General features: G+C 71.1%; 20 protein-coding genes and 1 tRNA gene. 13 read left to right on the top strand and 8 right to left on the bottom strand.

The genetic code is table 11. The features are described 5' to 3' along the window. Nucleotides 1-124: 124 nt before the first annotated feature. Nucleotides 125-1,582, bottom strand: a complete 1,458-nt coding sequence (locus OG912_RS21105) for an MFS transporter (RefSeq protein ID WP_327710736.1) — start codon at nucleotides 1,580-1,582, stop codon at nucleotides 125-127. Nucleotides 1,583-1,756: 174 nt separating this feature from the next. On the opposite strand from OG912_RS21105, the gene OG912_RS21100 reads away from it, so the two are divergent. After that, nucleotides 1,757-2,212 (top strand): MarR family winged helix-turn-helix transcriptional regulator, encoded by a 456-nt coding sequence (locus OG912_RS21100; RefSeq protein WP_327710734.1) that lies wholly within the window; start codon nucleotides 1,757-1,759, stop codon nucleotides 2,210-2,212. Nucleotides 2,213-2,245: 33 nt separating this feature from the next. Here OG912_RS21100 and OG912_RS21095 read toward each other — a convergent pair whose 3' ends face one another. From OG912_RS21095 to OG912_RS21085, 3 genes are all read right to left on the bottom strand, one after another. Beyond that, complete coding sequence (locus OG912_RS21095) at nucleotides 2,246-3,139, bottom strand: cellulose-binding protein (RefSeq protein ID WP_327710733.1); 894 nt, start codon at nucleotides 3,137-3,139, stop codon at nucleotides 2,246-2,248. A gap of 192 nt (nucleotides 3,140-3,331) precedes the next feature. Then, nucleotides 3,332-5,764, bottom strand: coding sequence for an SUKH-4 family immunity protein (locus OG912_RS21090; RefSeq protein WP_327710732.1), 2,433 nt, complete (start codon nucleotides 5,762-5,764; stop codon nucleotides 3,332-3,334). A 5-nt stretch (nucleotides 5,765-5,769) separates the two neighbouring features. Next, a complete protein-coding gene (locus tag OG912_RS21085) occupies nucleotides 5,770-6,747 on the bottom strand; it encodes an SMI1/KNR4 family protein (RefSeq protein ID WP_326736634.1) in 978 nt (325 codons plus the stop codon). 304 nt (nucleotides 6,748-7,051) lie between these two features. Here OG912_RS21085 and OG912_RS21080 point away from each other — a divergent pair, with 304 nt between their 5' ends. Both OG912_RS21080 and OG912_RS21075 read left to right on the top strand, forming a co-directional pair. Next, nucleotides 7,052-7,585 carry a YwqJ-related putative deaminase gene (locus tag OG912_RS21080; RefSeq protein ID WP_326736635.1) on the top strand — a complete coding sequence of 178 codons (534 nt, stop codon included), beginning with the start codon at nucleotides 7,052-7,054 and terminating at the stop codon, nucleotides 7,583-7,585. A gap of 10 nt (nucleotides 7,586-7,595) precedes the next feature. Further along, nucleotides 7,596-8,129, top strand: a complete 534-nt coding sequence (locus OG912_RS21075) for an SUKH-3 domain-containing protein (RefSeq protein WP_327710731.1) — start codon at nucleotides 7,596-7,598, stop codon at nucleotides 8,127-8,129. A gap of 13 nt (nucleotides 8,130-8,142) precedes the next feature. Here OG912_RS21075 and OG912_RS21070 read toward each other — a convergent pair whose 3' ends face one another. Continuing rightward, nucleotides 8,143-9,447, bottom strand: coding sequence for a sensor histidine kinase (locus OG912_RS21070; protein ID WP_327710730.1), 1,305 nt, complete (start codon nucleotides 9,445-9,447; stop codon nucleotides 8,143-8,145). A gap of 150 nt (nucleotides 9,448-9,597) precedes the next feature. On the opposite strand from OG912_RS21070, the gene OG912_RS21065 reads away from it, so the two are divergent. From OG912_RS21065 to OG912_RS21040, 6 genes are all read left to right on the top strand, one after another. Further along, nucleotides 9,598-9,669, top strand: a tRNA-Gln gene (locus tag OG912_RS21065). 109 nt (nucleotides 9,670-9,778) lie between these two features. Then, nucleotides 9,779-11,227, top strand: a complete 1,449-nt coding sequence (gene glmU, locus OG912_RS21060; protein WP_327710729.1) for a bifunctional UDP-N-acetylglucosamine diphosphorylase/glucosamine-1-phosphate N-acetyltransferase GlmU — start codon at nucleotides 9,779-9,781, stop codon at nucleotides 11,225-11,227. A 120-nt stretch (nucleotides 11,228-11,347) separates the two neighbouring features. Next, nucleotides 11,348-12,322, top strand: a complete 975-nt coding sequence (locus tag OG912_RS21055; protein ID WP_148019072.1) for a ribose-phosphate diphosphokinase — start codon at nucleotides 11,348-11,350, stop codon at nucleotides 12,320-12,322. 196 nt (nucleotides 12,323-12,518) lie between these two features. Continuing rightward, entirely contained in the window at nucleotides 12,519-13,106 is a 588-nt protein-coding gene (locus OG912_RS21050) for a 50S ribosomal protein L25/general stress protein Ctc (protein WP_327710728.1), read from the top strand. A gap of 105 nt (nucleotides 13,107-13,211) precedes the next feature. Further along, a complete protein-coding gene (pth, locus tag OG912_RS21045) occupies nucleotides 13,212-13,805 on the top strand; it encodes an aminoacyl-tRNA hydrolase (RefSeq protein ID WP_327710727.1) in 594 nt (197 codons plus the stop codon). A 101-nt stretch (nucleotides 13,806-13,906) separates the two neighbouring features. Next, nucleotides 13,907-14,377 carry a hypothetical protein gene (locus OG912_RS21040; protein ID WP_326736641.1) on the top strand — a complete coding sequence of 157 codons (471 nt, stop codon included), beginning with the start codon at nucleotides 13,907-13,909 and terminating at the stop codon, nucleotides 14,375-14,377. Nucleotides 14,378-14,431: 54 nt separating this feature from the next. Here the strand turns inward: OG912_RS21040 and ppc are convergent, their stop codons facing one another. Continuing rightward, a complete protein-coding gene (gene ppc, locus OG912_RS21035; protein ID WP_327710725.1) occupies nucleotides 14,432-17,161 on the bottom strand; it encodes a phosphoenolpyruvate carboxylase in 2,730 nt (909 codons plus the stop codon). Between the two features lie 343 nt (nucleotides 17,162-17,504). Between ppc and OG912_RS21030 the strand changes: the two genes are divergently transcribed. Continuing rightward, nucleotides 17,505-18,485 (top strand): acyl-CoA desaturase, encoded by a 981-nt coding sequence (locus OG912_RS21030; RefSeq protein WP_327710723.1) that lies wholly within the window; start codon nucleotides 17,505-17,507, stop codon nucleotides 18,483-18,485. Further along, nucleotides 18,482-19,168, top strand: a complete 687-nt coding sequence (locus OG912_RS21025; RefSeq protein ID WP_327710722.1) for a TetR/AcrR family transcriptional regulator — start codon at nucleotides 18,482-18,484, stop codon at nucleotides 19,166-19,168. Before OG912_RS21030 ends, OG912_RS21025 begins: the two co-directional genes overlap by 4 nt. Nucleotides 19,169-19,264: 96 nt before the next feature. Here the strand turns inward: OG912_RS21025 and OG912_RS21020 are convergent, their stop codons facing one another. Beyond that, nucleotides 19,265-20,062 carry a trans-aconitate 2-methyltransferase gene (locus OG912_RS21020; protein WP_327710721.1) on the bottom strand — a complete coding sequence of 266 codons (798 nt, stop codon included), beginning with the start codon at nucleotides 20,060-20,062 and terminating at the stop codon, nucleotides 19,265-19,267. Between the two features lie 89 nt (nucleotides 20,063-20,151). Between OG912_RS21020 and OG912_RS21015 the strand changes: the two genes are divergently transcribed. Further along, nucleotides 20,152-20,649, top strand: a complete 498-nt coding sequence (locus tag OG912_RS21015; protein WP_326736646.1) for a MarR family winged helix-turn-helix transcriptional regulator — start codon at nucleotides 20,152-20,154, stop codon at nucleotides 20,647-20,649. On the opposite strand, the gene OG912_RS21010 is transcribed toward OG912_RS21015, so the two are convergent. Next, a complete protein-coding gene (locus OG912_RS21010) occupies nucleotides 20,608-21,417 on the bottom strand; it encodes a response regulator transcription factor (RefSeq protein WP_327713495.1) in 810 nt (269 codons plus the stop codon). The two genes, OG912_RS21015 and OG912_RS21010, sit on opposite strands and share 42 nt — an antisense overlap. Nucleotides 21,418-21,696: 279 nt before the next feature. Between OG912_RS21010 and OG912_RS21005 the strand changes: the two genes are divergently transcribed. Beyond that, the gene (locus OG912_RS21005) at nucleotides 21,697-22,137 is read left to right on the top strand and encodes a GNAT family N-acetyltransferase (protein ID WP_326736647.1); all 441 of its coding nucleotides are present in this window, start codon (nucleotides 21,697-21,699) and stop codon (nucleotides 22,135-22,137) included. The last annotated feature ends 6 nt before the right edge of the window (nucleotides 22,138-22,143 follow it).

Below are 22,143 nucleotides of genomic sequence, written 5' to 3'. Positions count from 1 at the left end.
GAAGCGCTTCCCCGGGTGCGAAGCACGCCACCCCGGGGAGGCCATGACGCCGAACTGCCCGGCTCCGGCCCCCGATGAGGGGCCGGAGCCGGGCAGTTCGGCTGTGACGGGACCGCGGGCGGGGTCAGCCCTTGGCCGCGGCCACCTCCGGCGAGACGGCCTCGTCGGCCTTGTCGCCGTTGGCGGCGGCTGCGCGCACGGCCGGGATGAACGTCGAGATCACCACGGCGACGAGGGCGACACCGCAGCCGAACATCAGGCCGGTACGGAACCCGGCCTCGGAGGTGAAGGTGTAGCCGGCCGTCTTCGTGGTCATCTGTCCGAGGACCGCGCCGATCACGGCCGCACCGATCGACGTGCCGAGTGCGCGCATGAGGGTGTTGAACGCGTTGGCGGCGGCCGTCTCGGACGCCGGGACCGAGCTCATGATCAGTGCGGGCATCGCACCGTAGGCGAGACCGACACCGCTGCTGCTGACCATGAGGAACAGCATCAGGCCCCAGGCGGAGCCCATGAGGAGAATGCCCAGGCCATAGGCGGCGGCGATAACCAGCACCCCGCTGATCAGCGTGAACTTCGGACCGCGGGCGTCGGTGAGCTTTCCGCCCAGCGGGGAGACGATCATCATCATGACGCCGCCGGGGGCCATCCACAGACCCGCCTGGAGCATCGACTGGCCCAGGCCGTAACCGGTGGCCTCGGGGAACTGCAGCAGCTGCGGCGCGATCAGCATGCCGGCGTACATGCCGAAGCCGACGAAGAGCGACGCGAGGTTGGTGATGAGCACGCGCGGGCGGGCCGTGGTGCGCAGGTCTACCAGCGGGTCCTTGGTGCGCAGCTCCCAGAAGCCCCAGGCGACGAGCACCACGACGGCGGCGACGAACAGGCCGACCGTCGTCGCGGAGCCCCAGCCCCACTCGGCGCCCTTGGAGACGGCGAGGAGCAGGCAGACCAGACCGGCGGCCAGGCCGAGGGCGCCGGGCATGTCGAAGCGCTGCCCCCTGGCGGCGGCCGGGACATCCGGGATCAGGAACCAGACCAGCACGAAGATGGCGAGGGCCAGCACGGCGGAGCCCCAGAACAGCACCCGCCAGTTCGCGTACTGGGCGACCGCCGAGGCGATCGGCAGGCCGAGGGCGCCACCGATACCCAGGGAGGCGCTGACCAGCGCGATGGAGGAGCTCAGCTTCTCCTTCGGCACCACGTCACGCAGCAGGGCGATGCCGAGCGGCACCATGCCCATGCCCATGCCCTGCAGACCACGTCCCACGATCATGGGGATCACAGTGGACGAGAGCGCGCAGACCACCGAGCCGGCGAACAGCGGCACCGCACACACGAGCAGCATCCGGCGCTTGCCCAGCAGGTCGCCCAGCCGTCCGGAGACCGGCACGCACACGGCCGAGACCAGCAGGGTGGCCGTGATCACCCAGGCGGCGTTGGAGGAGGTCGTGTCGAGGATCTTCGGCAGCTCGGCGATGAGCGGGGTGACCAGGGTCTGCATGACCGCCGCCACAGTGCCCGCGAAGGCGAGCGTGGCGATCACACCGCCTGATCTGGCTGTCGGCCGGGGGGCATCCATGAGGAGGGACTCCTTGGGGGGTCGTGGTCCCGCCTACCGGGACAGCGATGTGCATCGTACATGCCCAATGTGTCATACACGTTATGTGGTCACTACACACCTCGTGAGAGCATGGGCCGCCGCTCAGAACCGACGCGCGACCGATGCCGGCGCAGAAGCAAGGAGACCCCAGACATGCCGAGGCCCACAGAAGAGGTGGAGTACGAGCAGATGCTGCTCGGGCGTCACAGCCTCGCCGACCACCGGGGCGGACGCCACAAGTACGCCCTCCTGGACCGGAGCGCCTACACCCTGCTGAGCCGCCTCCGCGTCCAGGGCCCCATGTCCAACGGCGAACTGAGCGACGCCTTCGGCCTCGACGCCTCCACCCTCAACCGCCAGACCGCCGCGGTCACCCGCGCCGGACTGGCCGACCGCATCGCCGACCCCGACGGCGGCATGGCCCGCAAGTTCCGCATCACCGACAAGGGCACGGAACTCCTCGACGCGGAACGCGAACGCGTCGTCCAGTCCCTGGACCAGGTCATGAAGGACTGGCCGGACGACGAGATCGCCGCCTTCGCCGGCTACCTCAAGCGTTTCAACACCGGGATCGAGCAGATCTCCCAGCGCCCCTGGCCCCGCCCCTGACCCGGCCCATGACCCGGCCCCCCGCGACGCCCCTCAGTCCTCCGCCGGAGCCACCCGCCCGGTCAGCGCCGCCAGCGAGTGACGCACATGCGCCATGTGCGCCTGCACGTCCTCGCGCCCCTCGTCGTGCTCGCGCAGGATCCGTTCCGTCTCCCGCACCACCCGCTCCGCGCGGGACCTGGCCCCCGCGATGAGCTCCGCCCCCTGCGCCTCCGCGTCCTCCTGGCCGTGCCGCGCAGCCTCCTCGGCCTCGGCCAGAACACGCCGCGCCGCGGCCAGACCGGCCTCCGCACGCTCCATCAGCTCCACATGCTCCGCCGACTGCGCCGCCTCGGCATCCGCCAGCTCCTGCTCGCCGGCCTTCCAGCGCTCGGCGTGCTCCTGCTCCTGATGGGCCAGCACACTCGCCGTACGACTCCGGGTCGCCTCCATCGCGGCATCCGACTCCTCGCGCGTCCGCGCCGCGTCCAGCCGGGCCGCCTCCAGCGCCTCTCCCGCCGCGCTCTCGGCAGCGGCCAGCACCTGCTCGGCATGGCCCGTCGCAGCCGACCGCATCGCCTCCGCATCGGCCCTCGCCGACTCGCGCAAGGTCCGTGCCGCCGCATCCGCCTCGTCCCGCAGCGCCTGCGACTCCTCCAGGGCGGCACCCCGGACCGTCTCCGCCTCACCCTCGGCAAGCGCCAGAATCTGCTGCGCCCGCTCCCCCAGCGACGCGTAGTCCTGCGGCGCCAACGCGGCAACGACCTCGTCCAGCCGGGCCGACTCGGCCACCAGCCGCTCCGCCAGCTCCGTCAGCCGCGCCACCTGCTCCCGCGCACCGTCCCGCTCCGCCGACAGCCCGGCCACCATCCGGTCCACCTGCTCCGGGCGATAACCACGACCCCGTACGCCGACGAAGCCGTGCGCGGACACCGGTGCAGAACTCATCCTTGACGCCTCTTTCCGACTACCGACCATCGAGCAATACGTCAAGGATGCGGCAATTGGCCCAGAAGTCGGAATCGATTCGATGCTTTCCGGACGGAAGCGACAGGCATCACAGCCCACAGAAGGGGTGTGGCGCCCCTCCCCCTAAGGGAAGGGGCGCCACACCCCGGCACCACCGCGAAGAACGGCCCGTCAGATCAGCCCGTCCCACATCTGCTCCAGCAGCACCGACCACCAGCTCTCCGGCGACGCCAGAGCCGCCGGATCGAGCGCCACCAGCTGCGCCTGGAAATCGACCGTCCAGCGACCCGCCTGCTCGGGATTCAACCCGAACCGCAGCCGCCACATCCGGCCCAGCAACGCCATGCAACGCGCGAACTCCGGCAGCCCCGTATTCACGAACTGCGGCGGCACCGACTGCCCGCCCGGACCCGCCTCCACCGGCACGGCCACGATGTTCGCCGTCCCGTACTGCACACAGATCGCCCGGCCGAAGTCCGAACCCATCACCAGATACGACCCCGCATCCGGAGCCGCCTGCACCTGACGCTGCGCCGCCAGCTCCGCCAGCGTCGGCACCACCGGCTGACCCGGCTGCGCCCAGAAGAACGGCCCGAAGTCGGCAGGCAGCCCCGCCCACACCAGCGTCCGCGCCACGACCTCCGGCACACCCTGCCGGGACACCGCACGCTGATCGAAGCGCAGCACCCCCTGCGGGCCGAATGTCTGGAGCATCTCCTCCGCGATCGCCTCCGGCGGCACCTGCATCGCGGGCGGCACCTGCGGCAGCGGAGCCCGGACCGGCGCCGGACGCGCCGGACCGTCCGCGACCTGGTGCAACTCCCCCTGATGCGTGAGCAGATGCTGCATGCCCTGCTGCCGGCTCGCGTGATCCGTACCGTACGGAGCGACGCTCGTGATCCGCACCTGCGGCCACGTCTCCCGGATCATCCGGGCGCAGTATCCACCCGGCAGCTCGCACGACTCCAGCTCCGTGTGCAGCTCGATGACCTGCTGCGGCGGCACGTTCATCGCCCGCAGCTCGTGCAGCATCTGCCACTCGGGGTGCGGAGTACCCGGCGCCGAACGACGGATCAGCTGCTGCTCGCTGCCGTCCGGCGCGCGAAAGCGCAGCACGGCCTGGTAGCCGGGACCGACGGTCGGCTGACCGGCCGGCGCCTGCGGATAGCCGTACGCCGGCGGCGGAGTGTGCCCCGGCGGCGGTACGGGACCGGGGGCCCCGCCCGACGACGCGCCCTGGCCCATCGGCACACCCGGCGGACCGGGCGGGCCGGGCGGACCCGGCGGCCGCGGAGCCGACGGCCCGACCGGCTCGGCGAACATCGTCGCGGCATGGTGCACGCTGCCCGCGGCGGGCGGCGGCGTGGAACCGGGCGGAGCCGGAGGCTGCGGCGCACCCGGAGCACCCGGAGCCCCGGGCGGGCGCGGAGCCGACGGACCGACCGAGCCCGGCTCGGCGAACATCGTCGCCGCATGGTGCACATCGCCACCACCGGGCGGCGGCGTGGAACCGGGCGGAGCCGGCGGAGCCGGAGGCTGCGGCGCACCGGGCGGACCGAGCTGCGACACCAGCTGCGTCGGCACATACCCACCCGCCGGAGCACCCGGCGTACCCGGCCCCGAAGGCGGCGGCAGCGGCACACCACCCGGGCGGGCACCCGGAGTACCCGGGGCACCGGGCGGCGGCGGAGTCGTCGAGCCGCCACCACGGGCACCGCGCGGGGGAACGACGGCCTTGCTGGTCGCCTCGTCCGAGATGTCACCGACACCCCCGCGAGGCCCACGACCGGCGACACGGTTCGGCGCAGGGCTGCTCGGCGCAGGAGGCGGCGGAGCGCCGGGACCACCGTGCACGGGCGCGGCCGGGGCCGGGGCCCGCGGGGGCAGGCCCGGAACGATCGCCGTCGGAGGCAGCTGACTGCCACCCGACATCAGCGCAGTCGGCGCATCGGCCGGCACCACCCGGCGCGGCGCACCCTCGTCGTCCGCACCCGAGAGCGGCGGCGCGAACACGGTGGCGGGCAACCCCACCTCGCCCTCGTCGGAACCCGCGTTCGTGTCGGTACCCGCCCACGGAGTGGCCCCGACGGGCGGCTGCGGCGCGGACGCCTGCACAGCCGAGGAAGCGGTGGGCTCATACGGAACGGGCCCGCCCTGCGCGGAAGGCGAAGGGACCGGGGGTGCGGGCGCGGGCGAAGGTGCCTGACCCGCCGCTTCCGCCCGCCGGTCCGGGATACCCAGCTTGTCCGCCGCCTCCTGGAGCCACTCCGGCGGGCTCAACAGGAACGACGTCTGATTCAGATCGATACGCTGCGGCGGCTCGGGGGCCGGCGGCGCACCGTCCAACGACCCGTACTCCTCCTCGTACCGCCGGATCACCTCACCCACCGGCAGCCCCGGCCACAACGTCGCCTCGCCACTGTCCCGGGCGATCACCAGCCGCTGCCGGCCACCGTCCGACACCGGGCCCTCGGCACGGTCCTCGGCCCACACCACGAAACCCAGCTCGAACTCACGGACCCGCACCTCCCGGTGCTGGTACGCCGCAACGTCACCGTTGACCCACTCGTCCGCGCGCTCCTGCGCCTGCGCAAAGGTCACCATCGCGCTCACCCCTCCACCGGGACGGCACGCGCGAAGCCGCCGTCCACCATCAGGTTCGCCACCGTCTCCAGCTCCGGCGGATTGCCCGCGAGACGCTGGAGGAACGCGTCGAAATCAGCGCCGCACGGCAACAGCAGCCGGTCCACCCGTTCCTGCACGCTCCAGCCGTCCTGGTCACGCGCATCGTCGTACGCACAGAACCAGACCGAACCGATGCCATCCCCCCGGACCTTCACCGCGAGAATGCCGCCCTGGACGAAACCGACGCCGAGATAGTCCTTGGTCAGATGGTCCCGCAGGCACTTGTTCACGTACACCAGGTCGTTCACACCGGCTTCCTCACGCACCGTGAAGAACGGCTGGTCGACCAGGAGACCGAGCTCCGCGTCCAGCGCCGCACCCACCGGGGCCGAGCCGCCGGCCGCCTTGAGGAACGAGCGGTACGCACCGGGCAGCCGGTAGCCGAGATCCTCCTCGACGCCCTGGATCTGCTGCTCGCTCACCGCCACGGCACCCTTCGGCAACCGGAAATGAGCGGGGCGGGTCTCCTGCAGCGGGCGCGTACCCCGCTTGTTCTGGTCCACCGCGGTCGTCGCCAGGCCACCGTGATGCCGCAGCAACGCCTTCACCTCGACCGGAACGAGCTCCATCCGCCGGCCACCCGGCACGTGATGCCAGGTCCAGCCGTGCGGAGTGGCCACCGCGGGAATCGTGTCCCACAGCTCGTGCCCGCTCGCCGCCAGCGCCGCGTTCGCCGACACGTAGTCCGTGAGCCGCAGCTCGTCCACACCGAAGCCCTGCGGGGGCTCGGCGATCTCCGCGGCGGCGCGCGCGTACGGCGCGAAGTCCGGACAGCCGTTCCCGTCCATGCGCACACCTCTGGGGTGGCGGGACGCCCGGACCGGGTCCGGGAAGTGCACGAGCTGCCCGGCGTAGGCCGCGTTCGGTGGCGCGGCTTGCTGCCCGAGCCGACCTGTCGTCATGGCGGTTGCCCCCTGCTGCGTCTGGCTGATGAGGACCGACCTGCCCACGGGGGCGGTCCAGGCACAGCCTATGCGGTGAGCCCGTAACAGACCCCGCCCCTCCGTCCCCCGGCCACATCCGTCACCAACCGTCACAACGGAGTGACGGACGGGCGACGAACAGGCCACCGAATCGCGACACGCAGACACGTTTCACCGACCCAGCTTTCACAGGACCCGACACATTTGGCAGGCTGTCACCCGCATACACGGGGGCGTGCACATTCGGCAGCAGCCGCTGCGGGCACGGGAGGGACACAGCACCATGCACACCGCACACTCTGCACAGACCGTCACCACCGGGGACCCACGACTCAGCTGGAGCAGCAACGAGACCGGGCACACACCCCGGCTGACCCACCGCCGCGACGGCATCCTGCCCGCGGTGGCCGCAGCGCTGTCCGTACGCGGTGAAACGCTCACCTGCACCGCGGGCAAGGGCGACCAGCCACCCGTACTCCACCACCTCGTCCAGGACTTCCTCGACACCCTCCCCAGCGGACAGCGCGAACGCTTCACCGGCCGCTGCCCCGAGGCCATACTGCTTTCCCGGCACCTCACCGCCGCCGAGAGCGGCCGCTCCAAGCGAGCCCAGCGCAAGCCCCTCACCAACGGCGAGGCCCGGCGCGCGCTCAAGCACGCCCGGCTCACCGCACGCCGCATCCGCGAGGACGGCGACCCCCTCCACGGCAGCTACGCGGCCCCCTGCCGCTCCTGCTCCGTCATGCTCGCCCACTTCGGCGTACGTCCCGTCGACCTCACCACGACCGGAACGGCGACCACCGCCGAGAAGGGCTGACCACGCCCCCATGCGCGACCGAACCGACCTGCCCGCACAAACCGGCCCGGCCGACCACGACCGCCACACCTCCACCCGCTTCCCCGTCGCCGTCGACGCCGCCCTGCGCGCCGCCGGCTGGCAGCCCGGCCGCTGGGACATCCGCCAGGCCGAGGAGTGGGCCGACGCCCTGCGCTCCCACGCCTCGCCCGCCGGACACCAGCACGCCGTCTTCCCCGCCGCGGTGGAGGCGTGGGCCGAATTCGGCGGACTGCACATCACCGCCACCGCACCCGGACGCCAGATCGCACCGCCGTCCGTACGGATCGACCCACTGAGCGGACTCCACCTGGCCCGCACCCTGGGAGACCTCGGACGCGCCCTGGAAACCGAGGTCGCGCCCCTGGGCGAAGAAGGAGACGGACAGGCCGTCCTCGCCATCGACACGGACGGACGGGTCTACAGCATCGACCACACCGGCGACTGGTACCTCGGACCCGACATCGACGGCGCCCTCGCCACACTCGTCACCGGCATCCAGCCGGAACGCCTGATCTCGGGCTGAGAACTCGGCACCGTCACGCCGCGTCGACGTCCGGCAGGACCGCCGACACCCGGAAGCCGCCCGCATCCGTCGGACCGGACACGAAGACGCCTCCCAGCCCCAGCACGCGCTCCCGCATGCCGAGCAGCCCGTTGCCCCCGCTGGGCAGCCCCGCGTCCGCCGTGGCCGCGTCCGACGGACCGTTCTCCACCTGCATGGCGACCTCGGAGGCCCGGTGCGCCAGCCGCACCCAGGTCTTCGCGCCCGCCGCGTGCTTGTGCACGTTCGTCAGGGCCTCCTGCACCACCCGGTACGCCGTCTGCTCGACCTCCGGCGCATAACCACGCGCCTCGCCCTCCACCGACAGCTCCACCGTCATCCCCGCCGCCCGCGACTCCCCCACGAGCGTCTCCATCTCGTCCAGCCGCGGCCCGTCCTCCGTCGCCACCGGCACCGCACGCCGCCCCACAGAAGCCAGCGGCACCTGCGTCACCCGCGCCACCATCGGCTCCCCGGTACGCAGCACGCCGAGCATCTCGCGCAGCTCCGTCAGCGCCTGCCGCCCCATGTCACCGACCAGCGCCGCGTTGCGCACCGCCTTCGCCGGATCCTTCGGTGCCACCGCCTGCAGGGCCGCCGCGTGGACCACCATCAGGCTCACCCGGTGCGCGACCACGTCATGCATCTCCCGGGCGATCCGGTTCCGCTCCTCCGTACGCGCCCACTCCGCCCGCTCCTCCGCCCGGTCCGCGAGCAGCGACAGCTCCCGCTCCAGCGAATCCGCCCGCTCCCGCAGGCTCTCCATCAGCCGGCGCCGCGCCCCTGTGTAGAGGCCGAACAGCACCGGTGGCGCGGTCAGGCCCACCGCCATGAAGAGGGACAGCATCGGGACGTACCAGTCACCGGGCCCGAAGTCCGCGTCGGCGTCGACGCCCTGCCGCAGCCGCACGTAGGTGACGATGAACGTCCCCACCAGCTGCATGCTCATCAGCACCGCGGTGATCCGCCGCGGTACATCGGAGGCGGCCAGCGTGTACAGGCCGACCAGGCCCATCAGGAAGCCCATCTCGGCCGGCGTCGTCGCGATCGACACGAGCACCACCGCGATCGGCCACTTCCGCCGCACCAGCAGCACGGCCCCCGCGACCAGCCCGAACACCACCCCCAGCGGCACCGGCAGCCCGGTGTTCCCCGCGAACTCCACCCCTTCCAGCGCACACTCCAGCGCCGAAACCAGCGCCAGTCCCCCATCCAGTGCGACGCTCCGTCGCCGTTCCCACCACCAGTAGCCGCGGGTGGTCGGCCCCGCCGCTTCCCGGTCTGCCCCCGTTGCGGTCATGACGTCCAGCGTACGGGCGGGCGCACCTCATTTTCGGGTGACCTGCACAGCACGTCGTGCCTATACCGTCGCGTTGAGGGCTGGTGGTACGGCATAGTGTTCCGTGCCAATCCGACAGCCTGGCGCAATGTCCGGTTCCGTCGGCTTTATTCCCCCATGGTGTAATTGGCAGCACAGTAGCTTTTGGTGCTATTTGTCCGGGTTCAAGTCCTGGTGGGGGAGCTCAGCGCTGCGGGCCCCGACCCAACCGGTCGGGGCCCGCACCCATGTCCGGTCCAGCGCCCCCCGGTATCCTGCGGATGTCCATCACCCGAAGCCGAAGGGCCTATCCGTGAGCTCCGTACGCCCGGCAGCCGTCGTCGTCCTCGCAGCGGGTGAGGGCACCCGTATGAAGTCGAAGACCCCCAAGGTCCTGCACGAGATCTCCGGGCGCTCGCTCGTCGGACATGTCGTCGCCGCCTCCCGCGAGCTGGACCCGCAGCACCTCGTCGTGGTCGTCGGCCACGCGAGCGAGCAGGTCACCGCCCACCTCACCGCCGCGGACGCCCAGGTGCGCACCGCCTACCAGGCCGAGCAGAAGGGCACCGGGAACGCGGTGCGCGTCGGGCTCGACGAGCTGGGCGGGACCGTCGAGGGCACCGTGATCGTCGTCTGCGGCGACACCCCGCTGCTGTGCGGCGAGACCCTCGCCGCGCTCGCCGCCACCCACACCGCCGACGGCAACGCCGTCACCGTGCTCAGCGCCGAGGTCCCCGACTCCACCGGGTACGGCCGGATCGTGCGCGACGCGGCGACCGGCGCGGTCACCGAGATCGTCGAGCACAAGGACGCCACGGACGCGCAGCGCGCGATCCGGGAGATCAACTCCGGGGTGTTCGCGTTCGACGGGCGCCTGCTCACGGACGCGCTCGGCAAGGTGCGCACGGACAACAGCCAGGGCGAGGAGTACCTCACCGACGTGCTGTCGATCCTGCGCGAGGCCGGGCACCGGGTCGGCGCCTCGGTCGCCGGGGACCACCGGGAGATCCTCGGGATCAACAACCGGGTGCAGCTCGCCGAGGCCCGCCGGCTGCTGAACCAGCGGCTGCTGGAGCGGGCCATGACGGCGGGTGTGACGGTGGTGGATCCGGCGTCGACGCTGATCGACGTCACGGTCACGTACGAGCGGGACGCGATCGTGCACCCGGGTACGCAGCTGCTGGGTGCGACGCATCTCGCGGAGGACGCCGAGGTCGGCCCGAACTCGCGGCTGACGGACACCGTCGTCCACGCGGGCGCGCGGGTGGACAACACCGTCGCGGACGGGGCCGAGGTCGGTCCGGGCGCGCTGGTCGGCCCGTACGCCTATCTGCGGCCGGGCACGAAGCTGGGCGCGAAGGCCAAGGCCGGTACGTACGTGGAGATGAAGAACGCCACGATCGGGGAGGGGACGAAGGTCCCCCACCTGTCGTATGTCGGTGACGCGACGATCGGCGACCACACCAACATCGGTGCGGCCAGCGTCTTCGTGAACTACGACGGCGTGAACAAGCACCACACGACGATCGGCTCGCACTGCCGTACCGGTTCGGACAATATGTTTGTGGCGCCTGTCACGGTCGGGGACGGCGTCTACACCGCGGCGGGCTCCGTCATCACGAAGGACGTGCCGGCCGGTTCGCTGGCCGTGGCCCGCGGCCAGCAAAGGAATATCGAGGGTTGGGTGGCCCGTAAGCGTCCCGGCAGCGCGGCCGCGCAGGCTGCCCAGGCCTCGGCGGAGGACACCGGCAGCGAAAGCTGACCGGAAACAGGTGCGCCGCGCACGGCGTACCGTGATAGATGCTCACCCCATTTCGGCTGGCTCGTTGCACATCGGGACATCTGCGTGCAGCGCCAGATACACGTCTGAGGAGACTGTGCTGTGACCGGGATCAAGACGACCGGCGAGAAGAAACTGATGTTCTTCTCCGGCCGCGCCCACCCCGAGCTGGCCGAGGAGGTTGCGCACCAACTGGGTGTGGGCCTCGTGCCGACGAAGGCCTTCGATTTCGCCAACGGTGAGATCTACGTCCGCTTCCAGGAGTCCGCCCGCGGCGCCGACTGCTTCCTGATCCAGAGCCACACGGCTCCGATCAACAAGTGGATCATGGAGCAGCTGATCATGCTGGACGCGCTGAAGCGCGCGTCGGCCCGCTCCATCACGGTCATCGTGCCGTTCTACGGCTACGCCCGTCAGGACAAGAAGCACCGCGGCCGCGAGCCGATCTCGGCGCGTCTGATCGCGGACCTGATGAAGACGGCGGGTGCGGACCGCATCCTCACCGTCGATCTGCACACCGACCAGATCCAGGGCTTCTTCGACGGCCCGGTCGACCACCTCTTCGCGCTGCCGATCCTGGCCGACTACGTCGGTGCCAAGGTCGACCGCTCGAAGCTGACGATCGTCTCGCCGGACGCCGGCCGGGTCCGTGTCGCCGACCGCTGGTGCGACCGTCTGGACGCCCCGCTGGCGATCGTGCACAAGCGCCGCGACAAGGACGTGCCCAACCAGGTCAGCGTCCACGAGGTCGTGGGCAACGTGAAGGGCCGGGTCTGTGTCCTGGTCGACGACATGATCGACACCGGCGGCACGATCTGCGCCGCCGCGGACGCCCTGTTCGCCCACGGTGCCGAGGACGTCATAGTGACGGCCACGCACGGTGTGCTCTCGGGTCCGGCCGCCGACCGGCTGAAGAACTCGAAGGTCAGCGAGTTCGTCTTCACGGACAGCCTGCCGACCCCGGGCGAGCTGGAGCTCGACAAGATCACGGTGCTCTCGATCGCGCCGACGATCGCGCGCGCGGTGCGTGAGGTGTTCGAGGACGGTTCGGTGACGAGCCTCTTCGAGGAGCAGTAGGCAGCAGTAGGCGCACGAGCGTCACAGAAGATCCACTTTGGGTGCGGCCTCCCCGCCGGGTAGACTCAGCGAGTTGCTCGGCGAGGGAGGCCGTACTCATAGGTACGGCGGTCCGTTATCGACGCGCTCTTCGTAGCAGGCCTGTCGTGGGCCGGGTGACCATCCGCAGTTTTGTCACCTTACGAGGAGTGCAGTCATGGCCGAGATCAAGCTCAACGCCGCGGTCCGTTCCGAGTTCGGCAAGGGCGCTGCCCGCCGTACCCGTCGTGCCAACCTGGTCCCCGCGGTCATCTACGGCCACGGCGCCGACGCGGTCCACATCACGCTGCCGGCCCACGAGCTGCACCTCGCGCTCCGTACCGCCAACGTCCTCATCGGTCTCGAGATCGACGGCAAGGACGCCCTGGTCATCCCGAAGGCCGTGCAGCGCAACGCCCTCAAGGGCAACATCGAGCACGTCGACCTGCTGACCGTGAAGCGCGGCGAAAAGGTCGAGGTCGAGATCGCGGTGCACGTCGAGGGCGAGCTGGCCCCGGGCGGCAACCTGCTCGAGTACGTGCAGAACACCCTGCTCGTCGAGGCCGAGGCCACCCACATCCCCGAGTCCGTCACGGTCTCCATCGCGGGCCTGGACGCCGGCGACTCGATCCTCGCCAAGGACGTCCCGCTCCCCGCGGGTTCCGTGCTGGCCGGTGACGAGGACGCCGTCGTGCTCCAGGTCGTCGCCGCGCAGGCCGAGGAGCCGGCCGCCGAGGGCACCGAGGCCGCGACCACCGAGGCCTGATTCTCGCCCCACCTGCTTGACTGACGGGGTGGCGGATCTCCGCAAGGAGGCCGCTGCCCCGTTTCCCTGTCTGCCACCCGCCCGTACGCGAGGAGACCCAGCGCGATGTCCGACGCCAATGACCCCTGGCTGATCGTGGGCCTGGGCAATCCCGGTCCCGAGTACGCGGCGAACCGCCACAACGTGGGCTTCATGGTCGCCGACCTGCTCGCGGAGCGCATCGGCGGGAAGTTCAAGCGGGCGCCCAAGGCGCAGGCGCAGGTGCTGGAGGGCCGGATCGGTCCGCCCGGACCGCTGAGCCGCCGGGTGGTCGTGGCCAAGCCGATGTCGTACATGAACCTGTCGGGCGGCCCGGTCTCGGCGCTGCGCGACTTCTACAAGGTGCCGCTCGACCACGTCGTGGCGGTCCATGACGAGCTGGACGTCGACTACGGGACGCTGCGGCTGAAACTGGGCGGTGGCGACAACGGTCACAACGGACTGAAGTCGATGACGAAGTCGATGGGGCCCGACTATCACCGGATCCGGTTCGGGATCGGGCGTCCGCCGGGGCGGATGCAGGTGGCGGACTTCGTACTGAAGGACTTCTCGTCCACGGAGCGCAAGGAGCTCGCGTTCCTGGTGGACCGGGCGGCGGACTCGGTGGAGTGTCTGCTGGCGGAGGGGCTGGAGCGGGCGCAGAGCGCGTACAACTCCTGAGCCGCGCGGGCGGGCGCGAATCCCGACATACCCGCCGGTAATCGGGCTGTTTTCGGCCACAGCTTGACCGACCGCAGGGCCCTGGCCAAAGATCGGCCCCCATGAAGCGCAGCTCCTCCCACCGTGCCCTGCAGTACGGCCGCAGCGCGGCGCTCGGCTGTGTCGTCCTGCTGTTGCTCGTCGCGGGTGTGCTGTCCTCGTGGGACTCGGCGCATCACATCGTGCTGGCGAAGGGTCGTGAGCACGGGACGATGACGGTCACGGGGTGCGGCAGCGAGGTCTGCACGGGTCCCTACACGCCGACCGACGGCGGGTCCGGGCGCTCCCGGGTGTCGGTCGAGAAGTCCGTCGCGGCGAAGAAGGGTGACCGTTTCCCCGTCGTCGTGAAGCCGGGCACCTTCGAGGTCGTACGCACCGGGACGCCGGGTTTCCTCCATGCGTGGATGCCGCTGGGCGGGGCGCTGGTGCTGGCCGGGCTGGTGATCGGCGGCGGTCTGCGGCTGCCCCGGATCGGCTGGGGTGCCGGGATCGCGGGCGGGGCCCTGCTCGTGGCGACGTTCATCGCCCTGTGAGAGGACCCCGCCCGCGACCGCTTCGATCAGGCAGCGTCGATCAGCCGGTCTTGATCAGCCGGTGTTGCGCAGTCCGGCCGCGACACCGTTGACGGTGAGCAGCAGGGCGCGGGCGAGCAGCGGGTCGGCTTCCTCGCCGCGTTCGGCCGCCTGGCGCTGGCGGGCCAGCAGGGACACCTGGAGGTAGGAGATCGGGTCCAGGTAGGCGTCGCGGATGGCGAAGGTCTGCTGGAGCACCGGGCTGGTGCCGAGCAGTTCGGTGTTGCCGGTGATCTTGAGGACTTCGCTGACGGTCAGCGCGTGCTCGGCCTCGATGTCGTCGAAGACGTGCTTGAGCTCGTCGGGGACGAGGGTGTCGACGTAGTGCCGGGCGATGCGCAGGTCGGTCTTGGCGAGGGTCATCTCGACGTTGGAGAGGAAGTTCTGGAAGAAGTGCCAGTGTTCGTGCATCTCTTCCAGGACGGTGTCCAGGCCGGCCTCGCGCAGTGCCTTGAGGCCGGAGCCGACGCCGTACCAGCCGGGCACGATCTGCCGTGACTGGGTCCAGCCGAAGACCCACGGGATGGCGCGCAGGCCGTCGAGCGAGACTCCCGAGCCGGGGCGGCGGGAGGGCCGCGAGCCCAGGTGCAGGTCGGCGAGCTGGTCCACCGGGGTGGAGGCGAGGAAGTACGTCGGCAGGTCGGGGTCCTCGACCAGCTTGCGGTACGCGGCGTGGGCGGCGTCCGAGACGGTGTCCATGGCCGCGTCCCAGCGGGCCAGGGCCTCGTCGGACTGGCGGGGTGCGGTGTGCAGCGCGGAGGCCTGGAGGGTGGCCGCGACGGTCAGCTCCAGGTTCTCGCGGGCGAGCGCCGGGATGAGGTACTTGTCGGAGATGACCTCGCCCTGCTCGGTCACCTTGATCTCGCCCTCCAGCGTGCCCCACGGCTGCGCGAGGATCGCGTCGTGCGAGGGGCCGCCGCCGCGGCCGACGGTGCCGCCGCGGCCGTGGAAGAGGCGCAGGCGTACGCCGTAGCGGTGGGCGACGTCGCGCAGCCGGCGCTGGGCGCGGTGGATCTCCCACTGGGAGGTGGTGATGCCGCCGAACTTGGAGGAGTCGGAGTAGCCGAGCATGACCTCCTGGACGTCGCCGCGGAGCGAGACGAGGCGGCGGTAGGACGGGTCGGCGAGCATCTCGTCGAGGATGACGTCGGCGGCCTTGAGCTCGTCGGTGGTCTCCAGGAGCGGCACGATGCCGATCTTGGCCCAGCCGCCGTGCAGGTCGAGCAGTCCGGCCTCGCGGGCGAGGACGGCCGCGGCGAAGACGTCGTCGGCGCCCTGGCACATCGAGATGATGTAGGACTCGATGACTTCGGGGCCGAAGCGCTCGAAGGCCTGGCTGATGGTGTGGAAGACGCCGAGGGTCTTCTCGCCCGCGGCGTCCAGCGGGGCCGGGGTCGGGGCGAGCGGGCGACGGGAGCGGAGCTCCTTGGCGAGGAGCTTCTGCCGGTAGTCGCGCGGCATGTCGGCGTAGCGCCAGGACTCCTCGCCGAGGCGGTCGAAGAGCTGGCCCAGCGCGTGGTGGTGGGCGTCGGCGTGTTCGCGTACGTCCATCGTGGCGAGCTGGAGGCCGAAGGCGTTGAGCGTGCGGATGGTGCGGTCCATCCGGCCGTCGGCGACGATGCCGCCCTTGTGCTCGCGCAGCGAGGTCTGGATGAGGGCCAGGTCGGCGATGAGTCCGGCGGTGCCCAGGTAGTCGCAGCCGGGGCGGTGCGGGGTGCCGGCGGCGAGGCGCTCGCGGGTGTTGACGAGCTTCTGCCGGATGCAGGTGGCCTTGAGGCGGTAGGGCTCCTCGGCGTTCAGCCGCTTGTAGCGGGGGCTGATCTCGGGGAGCGCTTCCAGGTCGGCCTGGAGGGAGGTGAGGAGCTCGTCGGTGGCTCCGGTGTAGCGGATGGAGTTGGAGAGCAGCCCGCGCAGCTGGTCGACGAGTTCGAGGGCGTCGGTGATGCCGTGCTCGTGCTGGAGGATCAGCACCTCCCAGGTGACGGCGGGCGTCACGTTGGGGTTGCCGTCGCGGTCGCCGCCGATCCAGGTGCCGAAGGTGAGGGGGCGGGTGCCGGCGGGCAGTTCGACGCCGACGCGCTCCAGTTCGGCGGCCAGGTCCTCCAGGACGTCGCCCACGGCGTTGGCGTGGAGTTCGTCGAGGTAGTAGATGGCGTTGCGGGCCTCGTCGGCGGGCTCCGGGCGGACCACGCGCAGCTCGTCGGTCTGCCAGATGAGGTCGATGTTCTCGGCGAGCCGGATGTCCTGGCGGCGCCGGTCGGCCTCGATGACCGGGGTCTCCAGGAGTGCGGCGATGCGGCGCAGCTTGTTCAGTACGGAGCGCCGCGCGGCTTCTGTGGGGTGCGCGGTGAAGACGGGCCGTACGTTGAGGTTCTTGACGGTCTCGCGCAGGTGCTCGGGGTCCGCGTCCTTGAGCCGGTCGGCGGTCCGGGCGAGGAGCCCGCCCTCGGCGGCGCGCCGGTCGCGCATCTCGTGGGCGCGGTGGACCTGCTCGGTGACGTTGGCGAGGTGGAAGTAGGTGGAGAAGGCCCGCACGAGCTGTGCGGCGGTCTCCAGGTCCGTGTCGCCGAGGAGCTCGGCCGCGGCCTCGCCGTCGGTACGGGTCAGGGCGCGGACGCGCTCGACGAGGTCGAGGAGCTCCTGGCCCTCCTGGCGTACGAGGGTCTCGCCCAGCAGGTCGCCGAGGCGGCGGATGTCGGCGCGCAGCTCGGGGCTGGCGGCAGGGGTCTGGTCGGCACTGCTCACAGTGTGCGGCTCCTTGCAGTGGTTGAGCACGGGATCCGGGGCCCGCGGCTGGCAGCGGTGCTGACGCAACCCCCCGGGTGGCAGGGTGCGGACCGCGCTGTCCGACCTCTCCAGGATAGGTGTCCGTGCTGTCGGTGCTGTTCGCGCCCCGAGAGGTACCCGCCGTTCATGGCGGGTACGTGCGGGGTGCGCTCCCTGTCCCCTACCCCGTACGGCGCCGGTCCGTGCCAGGTCCGTCGGCCTCTCGTGTGGCGGGCCTTCTCGCTGCCATACTTACGACGCCGTAGGTTACGGGTGCGTAGCCCGACTGTCCGCTGCATTCCTACCCACAGGGGACTCCCCAATGAAGTCCAGCCCCGAAGTGATCGAGGCCGCTCAGCCGGCTGCCGGTCAGGATCTCCCCCTCGCCACGCTCGGCGGGGACAACAAGCGGTCGATCGAGCAGATCGCGCTCCTGCTGTTCATCGTCGTGCCGTTCGTGGCCCTGGTCGCGGCGGTGCCGCTGGCCTGGGGCCGCGGTGTGAGCTGGCTCGATCTGGGACTGCTGGTGGCGATGTACTTCATCGGCTGCCATGGCATCACGATCGGTTTCCACCGGTATTTCACACATGGTTCGTTCAAGGCGAAGCGTCCGCTCCGTATCGCCCTGGCCGTGGCCGGTTCGCTGGCGGTGGAGGGTCCGGTGGTCCGCTGGGTGGCCGATCACCGCAAGCACCACCGTTTCTCGGACGCGGAGGGTGACCCGCATTCGCCGTGGCGTTTCGGCGAGACGCTGCCGGCTCTGATGAAGGGCCTCTGGTGGGCGCACATCGCCTGGATGTTCGACGAGGAGCGGACGCCTCAGCAGAAGTACGCCCCCGATCTGATCAGGGACCCGGCGATCCGTGGGATCTCCCGCCACTTCCTCACCTTCACGATCGTCTCGCTGGCCATTCCGCCGCTGGTGGGGGGCCTGGTCACGATGTCGTGGTGGGGTGCGGCGACCGCGTTCTTCTGGGGCTCGCTGGTCCGGGTGGCGCTGTTGCACCATGTGACCTGGTCGATCAACTCGATCTGTCACGCGGTCGGCAAGCGCCCCTTCAAGTCCCGCGACAGGTCCGGCAACGTGTGGTGGCTGGCGGTCCTGTCGTGCGGTGAGTCCTGGCACAACCTGCACCACGCGGACCCGACGAGTGCGCGGCACGGTGTGATGCGGGGTCAGATCGATTCGAGTGCGCGGCTGATCCGCTGGTTCGAGAAGCTGGGCTGGGCGTCCGACGTGCGCTGGCCCGATTCCGCCCGTATCGAGTCCCGGCGCCACCCCGCGCAGGCCGACGCGGCATGATTGACGACGTGGCGACCGACTCAAGCGCAGGCAGCGAGAACACCCGTGCACCTTCGGCCCGGCGGGCCCGCCGGGTGCGGATGACCGGGAAGGAACGCCGCGAGCAGTTGCTTGACATCGGTCGCACGCTCTTCGCCGACAAGGGTTTCGAAGGCACGTCGGTGGAGGAGATCGCGGCGCGTGCCGGGGTCTCCAAGCCGGTGGTGTACGAGCACTTCGGCGGCAAGGAGGGGCTGTACGCCGTGGTGGTGGACCGGGAGATGCGTCAGCTCCTGGAGATGGTGAACACCGCGCTGACCGCCGGCCATCCGCGTGAGCTGCTGGAGCAGGCGGCGTTCGCGCTGCTGGACTACATCGAGACGTACACGGACGGTTTCCGCATCCTGGTCCGTGACTCGCCGGTGGCCCAGTCGACGGGCACGTTCGCCTCGCTCATCAGCGATATCGCCACCCAGGTGGAGGACATCCTGGGTCTGGAGTTCAAGGCCCGGGGCTTCGATCCGAAGCTGGCCCCGCTGTATGCGCAGGCGCTGGTCGGGATGGTGGCGCTGACGGGTCAGTGGTGGGTGAACGCGCGCAAGCCCAAGAAGGCCGAGGTCGCCGCCCATCTGGTGAATCTGGCGTGGCACGGTCTGGAGAACCTGGAGTCGAAGCCGCGGCTGATCGGACACCGCAAGAACTGAGCGGCGGCGGCACAGGTACGCGACGGGGCTCCGTCACCGGTTCTCCGGTGCCGGGGCCCCGTCCCGCGAGCCGGACGTGGCCGACGGCGGCGATCGTCACCTCTCCCGGTGTGCGACGGCGAAGATGCGGCGGAACGGGAAGACCGTGCCGTGCGGGCCCTCGGGGTACGCGGCGCGCAGCAGGTCGCGGTATTCGGCGAGGAAGGCGTCCTGGGCCTGCTCGTCGTCGGCGAGGGCGGTGAGGACCGGGCGCAGTCCGGTGCCCTTCACCCAGTCGAGTACGGCGTCCCGGCCGTGCAGGAGGTGGAGATAGGTGGTCTCCCAGACGTCGGCGGTGCGGCCGGGCCCCGTGAGGCGGTCCAGGTAGCCGGCGGGGCTCAGGACCGCGTCCGTGTGGCGCAGGCGGCCACCCAGACGGGTGCGCCAGCGCGGGGACTCGGCGAGTTCGCGCATCAGGGCGTGCGAGGGCTGGTCGAAGTTGCCCGGGACCTGGAGGGCGAGGGTGCCGCCGGGGGTGAGCGCGTCCAGCCAGCCGGGGAGGCGGTCGGCGTGGCCGGGGACCCATTGGAGCAGCGCGTTGGAGATGATCAGGTCGTGCGGCTCGGCGGGGGTCCAGGTCGCGGCGTCGGCTTCGGCGAAGTCCAGCAGGGCGGTGGCGTGGGCGCGGGCCCGGTCCAGCATCTGCGGGGAGTTGTCGTAGCCGGTGATACGGGCCAGGGGCCAGCGTGTGGCGAGCAGGGCGGTGACGTTGCCCGCGCCGCAGCCGAGGTCGGCGATACGGGGGGCGGCGGCGTCCGGCAGTTCGGGGACGCGGGCCAGCAGGTCACGGAAGGGGCGGGTGCGATGGTCCGCGTGGCGCAGATACTGCTGCGGGTCCCAGGTGGGTGCGGTCATGCGGTCCAGGATCGACCCGAAAGTATCTTGATGTCAAGAGACTCGAATTCAAGAGACTTCATGTCGACAGACCCTCTACACTGATCCACATGGAGGACGAGGTCGACCGACTGGTCGCTGCATGGCGCCGCGAGCGCCCCGACCTCGACGTGGAACCACTCGAGGTCCTCAGCCGCGTCTCCCGCCTGGCCCGCCACCTCGACCGGGCCCGCAGGATCGCCTTCGCCGAGCACCACCTGGAACCGTGGGAGTTCGACGTCCTCACGTCGCTGCGCCGCGCCGGCGACCCGTACCAGCTCTCCCCCGGCCAGCTCCTCACCCAGACCCTGGTCACCTCGGGCACGATGACCAACCGCATCGACCGGCTGACCAAGAAGAATCTCGTCGAGCGGCTCCCCGACCCCAGCGACCGCCGCGGCGTGCTGGTCCGGCTCACCGCCGAGGGCCGCGACAAGGCCGATCAGTCACTGGCCGGCCTGCTCGCCCAGGAGCGCGCCATCCTGGGCGAACTGTCCCGCCGACAACGGGGCGAACTGGCGGGACTGCTACGCCAGTTGACCGCCCCGTTCGACAACATCCCCGGCTAGCACGGGCTCCGGGGGCGGCACTTCGAGATCGGCCGGGCCGACGCCCGCCCGTCTGGCCAGCGCGACGGCCGCCAGCGTGGAGTGCACACCCAGCTTCCCCAGCACGTTCTGCATATGCGTACGTACCGTGTGCGGGGAGAGGAAGAGCCGCTCCGCCACCGCCTTGCGGCCCAGGCCCGCCACCATGCAGCGCAGCACCTCACGCTCGCGCGGGGTGAGGGACTCGACGAGCTCTTCGCTCTCGGTGCGGTGCTTGCGGTCCGCCATCAGCTCCCGCAGCACGCCCGTGAGCAGCGCGGGCGGCAGATGCGTCTCCTCGCGCAGCACGCCGCGGATCACCGCGAGCAGCCGTTGCAGCGAGCTGTCCTTGGCGACCCAGCCGCAGGCGCCCGCCTGGAGCGCGAGCGCAGCCCGGCGCGGGTCGTCCTTCTCGGCGAGCACCACCGTGCGCACCGACGGCCGCAGCGCACGGATGCCGGCCACCAGGGAGATGCCGTCGACCAGGACGTTCTCCCCGGCCCTGGGAGCGGGCACCGGCACCGGACCCGCGGCCCGGCGGCCGGGCGGGCGCACGATGCCCAGTTCGGCATCGACGAGTATCACGTCGTAACCGCGCCCCTCGGCCGCCGCGCGTTCCAGACAGCGCAGGGCGGCCGGGCCGCTGCCCGCCGCGGCCACGTCGACGTCCGGCTCGGCGGCGAGCGCCGCGGCGAGCGACTCGGCGAAAATGCGGTGGTCGTCGACGACGAGAACCCGGATACGGGCCACAGGCACCCCCATGCTGTGTGTTCTGGGGCGCCCGAAGCGCGCGACCCCCGGCAGGGACGGACCGGCGCGGGTACGACGCCCGGAGCGGGGAGTTGAACCGCAGTCCACGGCCGCCGCCGTGCTCCGACTGCCATCCCGCCCGGGCGTCGCACCCGGCTGTCTCGTACCCCTGAATCAGCACCGGCCCCCGCCGGTGCTGTGCATCAGGGTACGGGCGGCGGCCGGGAGCGGAAGGGGATTCACAGAACTGACGGGCAGTCGGGTCCTAGGGTGTGGTTCATGTTCCGTCTTGAGACAGAAGTGGACAAAGAACGACGTCAGCTGCTGAACAGGTGGCTACGTGACGACAACACCGCACGCTCGCCGCGGATCCGCGCGCTGCGCGATACGCCCGCCGCGCTCGAAGTCCCGCTGGAGGTATGGGCGCTGGATGCCGAGGGGCAGGTCGCGGCGGGGCTGACCGGCCGCACCTGGGCCTACTGGTTGCATGTGGATCTGCTCTGGGTCGACGTCCGCCACCGCGGTTCCGGCCTCGGCTCGCGGCTGCTCGCCGAGGCGGAACGGGTGGCCCGGACGGACCGGTCCTGCGCCCGCTCCCGGGTGGAGACCTGGGACTTCCAGGCCCCCGACTTCTACCGGAAGCGGGGTTACGAGGTGAGCGGGCGGGTCGAGAACTACCCGCCCGGGGTCACCGAGTTCACACTCGTCAAGGAGCTCTGACGAACG

The organism is Streptomyces sp. NBC_00464 (assembly GCF_036013915.1).
Classification (GTDB): Bacteria; Actinomycetota; Actinomycetes; order Streptomycetales; family Streptomycetaceae; genus Streptomyces.
The sequence above is the reverse complement of the archived record's forward strand: the minus strand, read 5'-3'. Positions and strand labels throughout refer to the sequence as shown.

Excerpts from the sequence above, each read along its gene's own strand:
- OG912_RS21105 (WP_327710736.1), bottom strand. The coding sequence starts at position 1,582 with ATGGATGCCCCCCGGCCGACAGCCAGATCAGGCGGTGTGATCGCCACG.
- OG912_RS21100 (WP_327710734.1), top strand. The coding sequence starts at position 1,757 with ATGCCGAGGCCCACAGAAGAGGTGGAGTACGAGCAGATGCTGCTCGGG.
- OG912_RS21095 (WP_327710733.1), bottom strand. The coding sequence starts at position 3,139 with ATGAGTTCTGCACCGGTGTCCGCGCACGGCTTCGTCGGCGTACGGGGT.
- OG912_RS21090 (WP_327710732.1), bottom strand. The coding sequence starts at position 5,764 with ATGGTGACCTTTGCGCAGGCGCAGGAGCGCGCGGACGAGTGGGTCAAC.
- OG912_RS21085 (WP_326736634.1), bottom strand. The coding sequence starts at position 6,747 with ATGACGACAGGTCGGCTCGGGCAGCAAGCCGCGCCACCGAACGCGGCC.
- OG912_RS21080 (WP_326736635.1), top strand. The coding sequence starts at position 7,052 with ATGCACACCGCACACTCTGCACAGACCGTCACCACCGGGGACCCACGA.
- OG912_RS21075 (WP_327710731.1), top strand. The coding sequence starts at position 7,596 with ATGCGCGACCGAACCGACCTGCCCGCACAAACCGGCCCGGCCGACCAC.
- OG912_RS21070 (WP_327710730.1), bottom strand. The coding sequence starts at position 9,447 with ATGACCGCAACGGGGGCAGACCGGGAAGCGGCGGGGCCGACCACCCGC.
- OG912_RS21050 (WP_327710728.1), top strand. The coding sequence starts at position 12,519 with ATGGCCGAGATCAAGCTCAACGCCGCGGTCCGTTCCGAGTTCGGCAAG.
- pth (WP_327710727.1), top strand. The coding sequence starts at position 13,212 with ATGTCCGACGCCAATGACCCCTGGCTGATCGTGGGCCTGGGCAATCCC.
- OG912_RS21040 (WP_326736641.1), top strand. The coding sequence starts at position 13,907 with ATGAAGCGCAGCTCCTCCCACCGTGCCCTGCAGTACGGCCGCAGCGCG.
- OG912_RS21030 (WP_327710723.1), top strand. The coding sequence starts at position 17,505 with ATGAAGTCCAGCCCCGAAGTGATCGAGGCCGCTCAGCCGGCTGCCGGT.
- OG912_RS21025 (WP_327710722.1), top strand. The coding sequence starts at position 18,482 with ATGATTGACGACGTGGCGACCGACTCAAGCGCAGGCAGCGAGAACACC.
- OG912_RS21020 (WP_327710721.1), bottom strand. The coding sequence starts at position 20,062 with ATGACCGCACCCACCTGGGACCCGCAGCAGTATCTGCGCCACGCGGAC.
- OG912_RS21015 (WP_326736646.1), top strand. The coding sequence starts at position 20,152 with ATGGAGGACGAGGTCGACCGACTGGTCGCTGCATGGCGCCGCGAGCGC.
- OG912_RS21005 (WP_326736647.1), top strand. The coding sequence starts at position 21,697 with ATGTTCCGTCTTGAGACAGAAGTGGACAAAGAACGACGTCAGCTGCTG.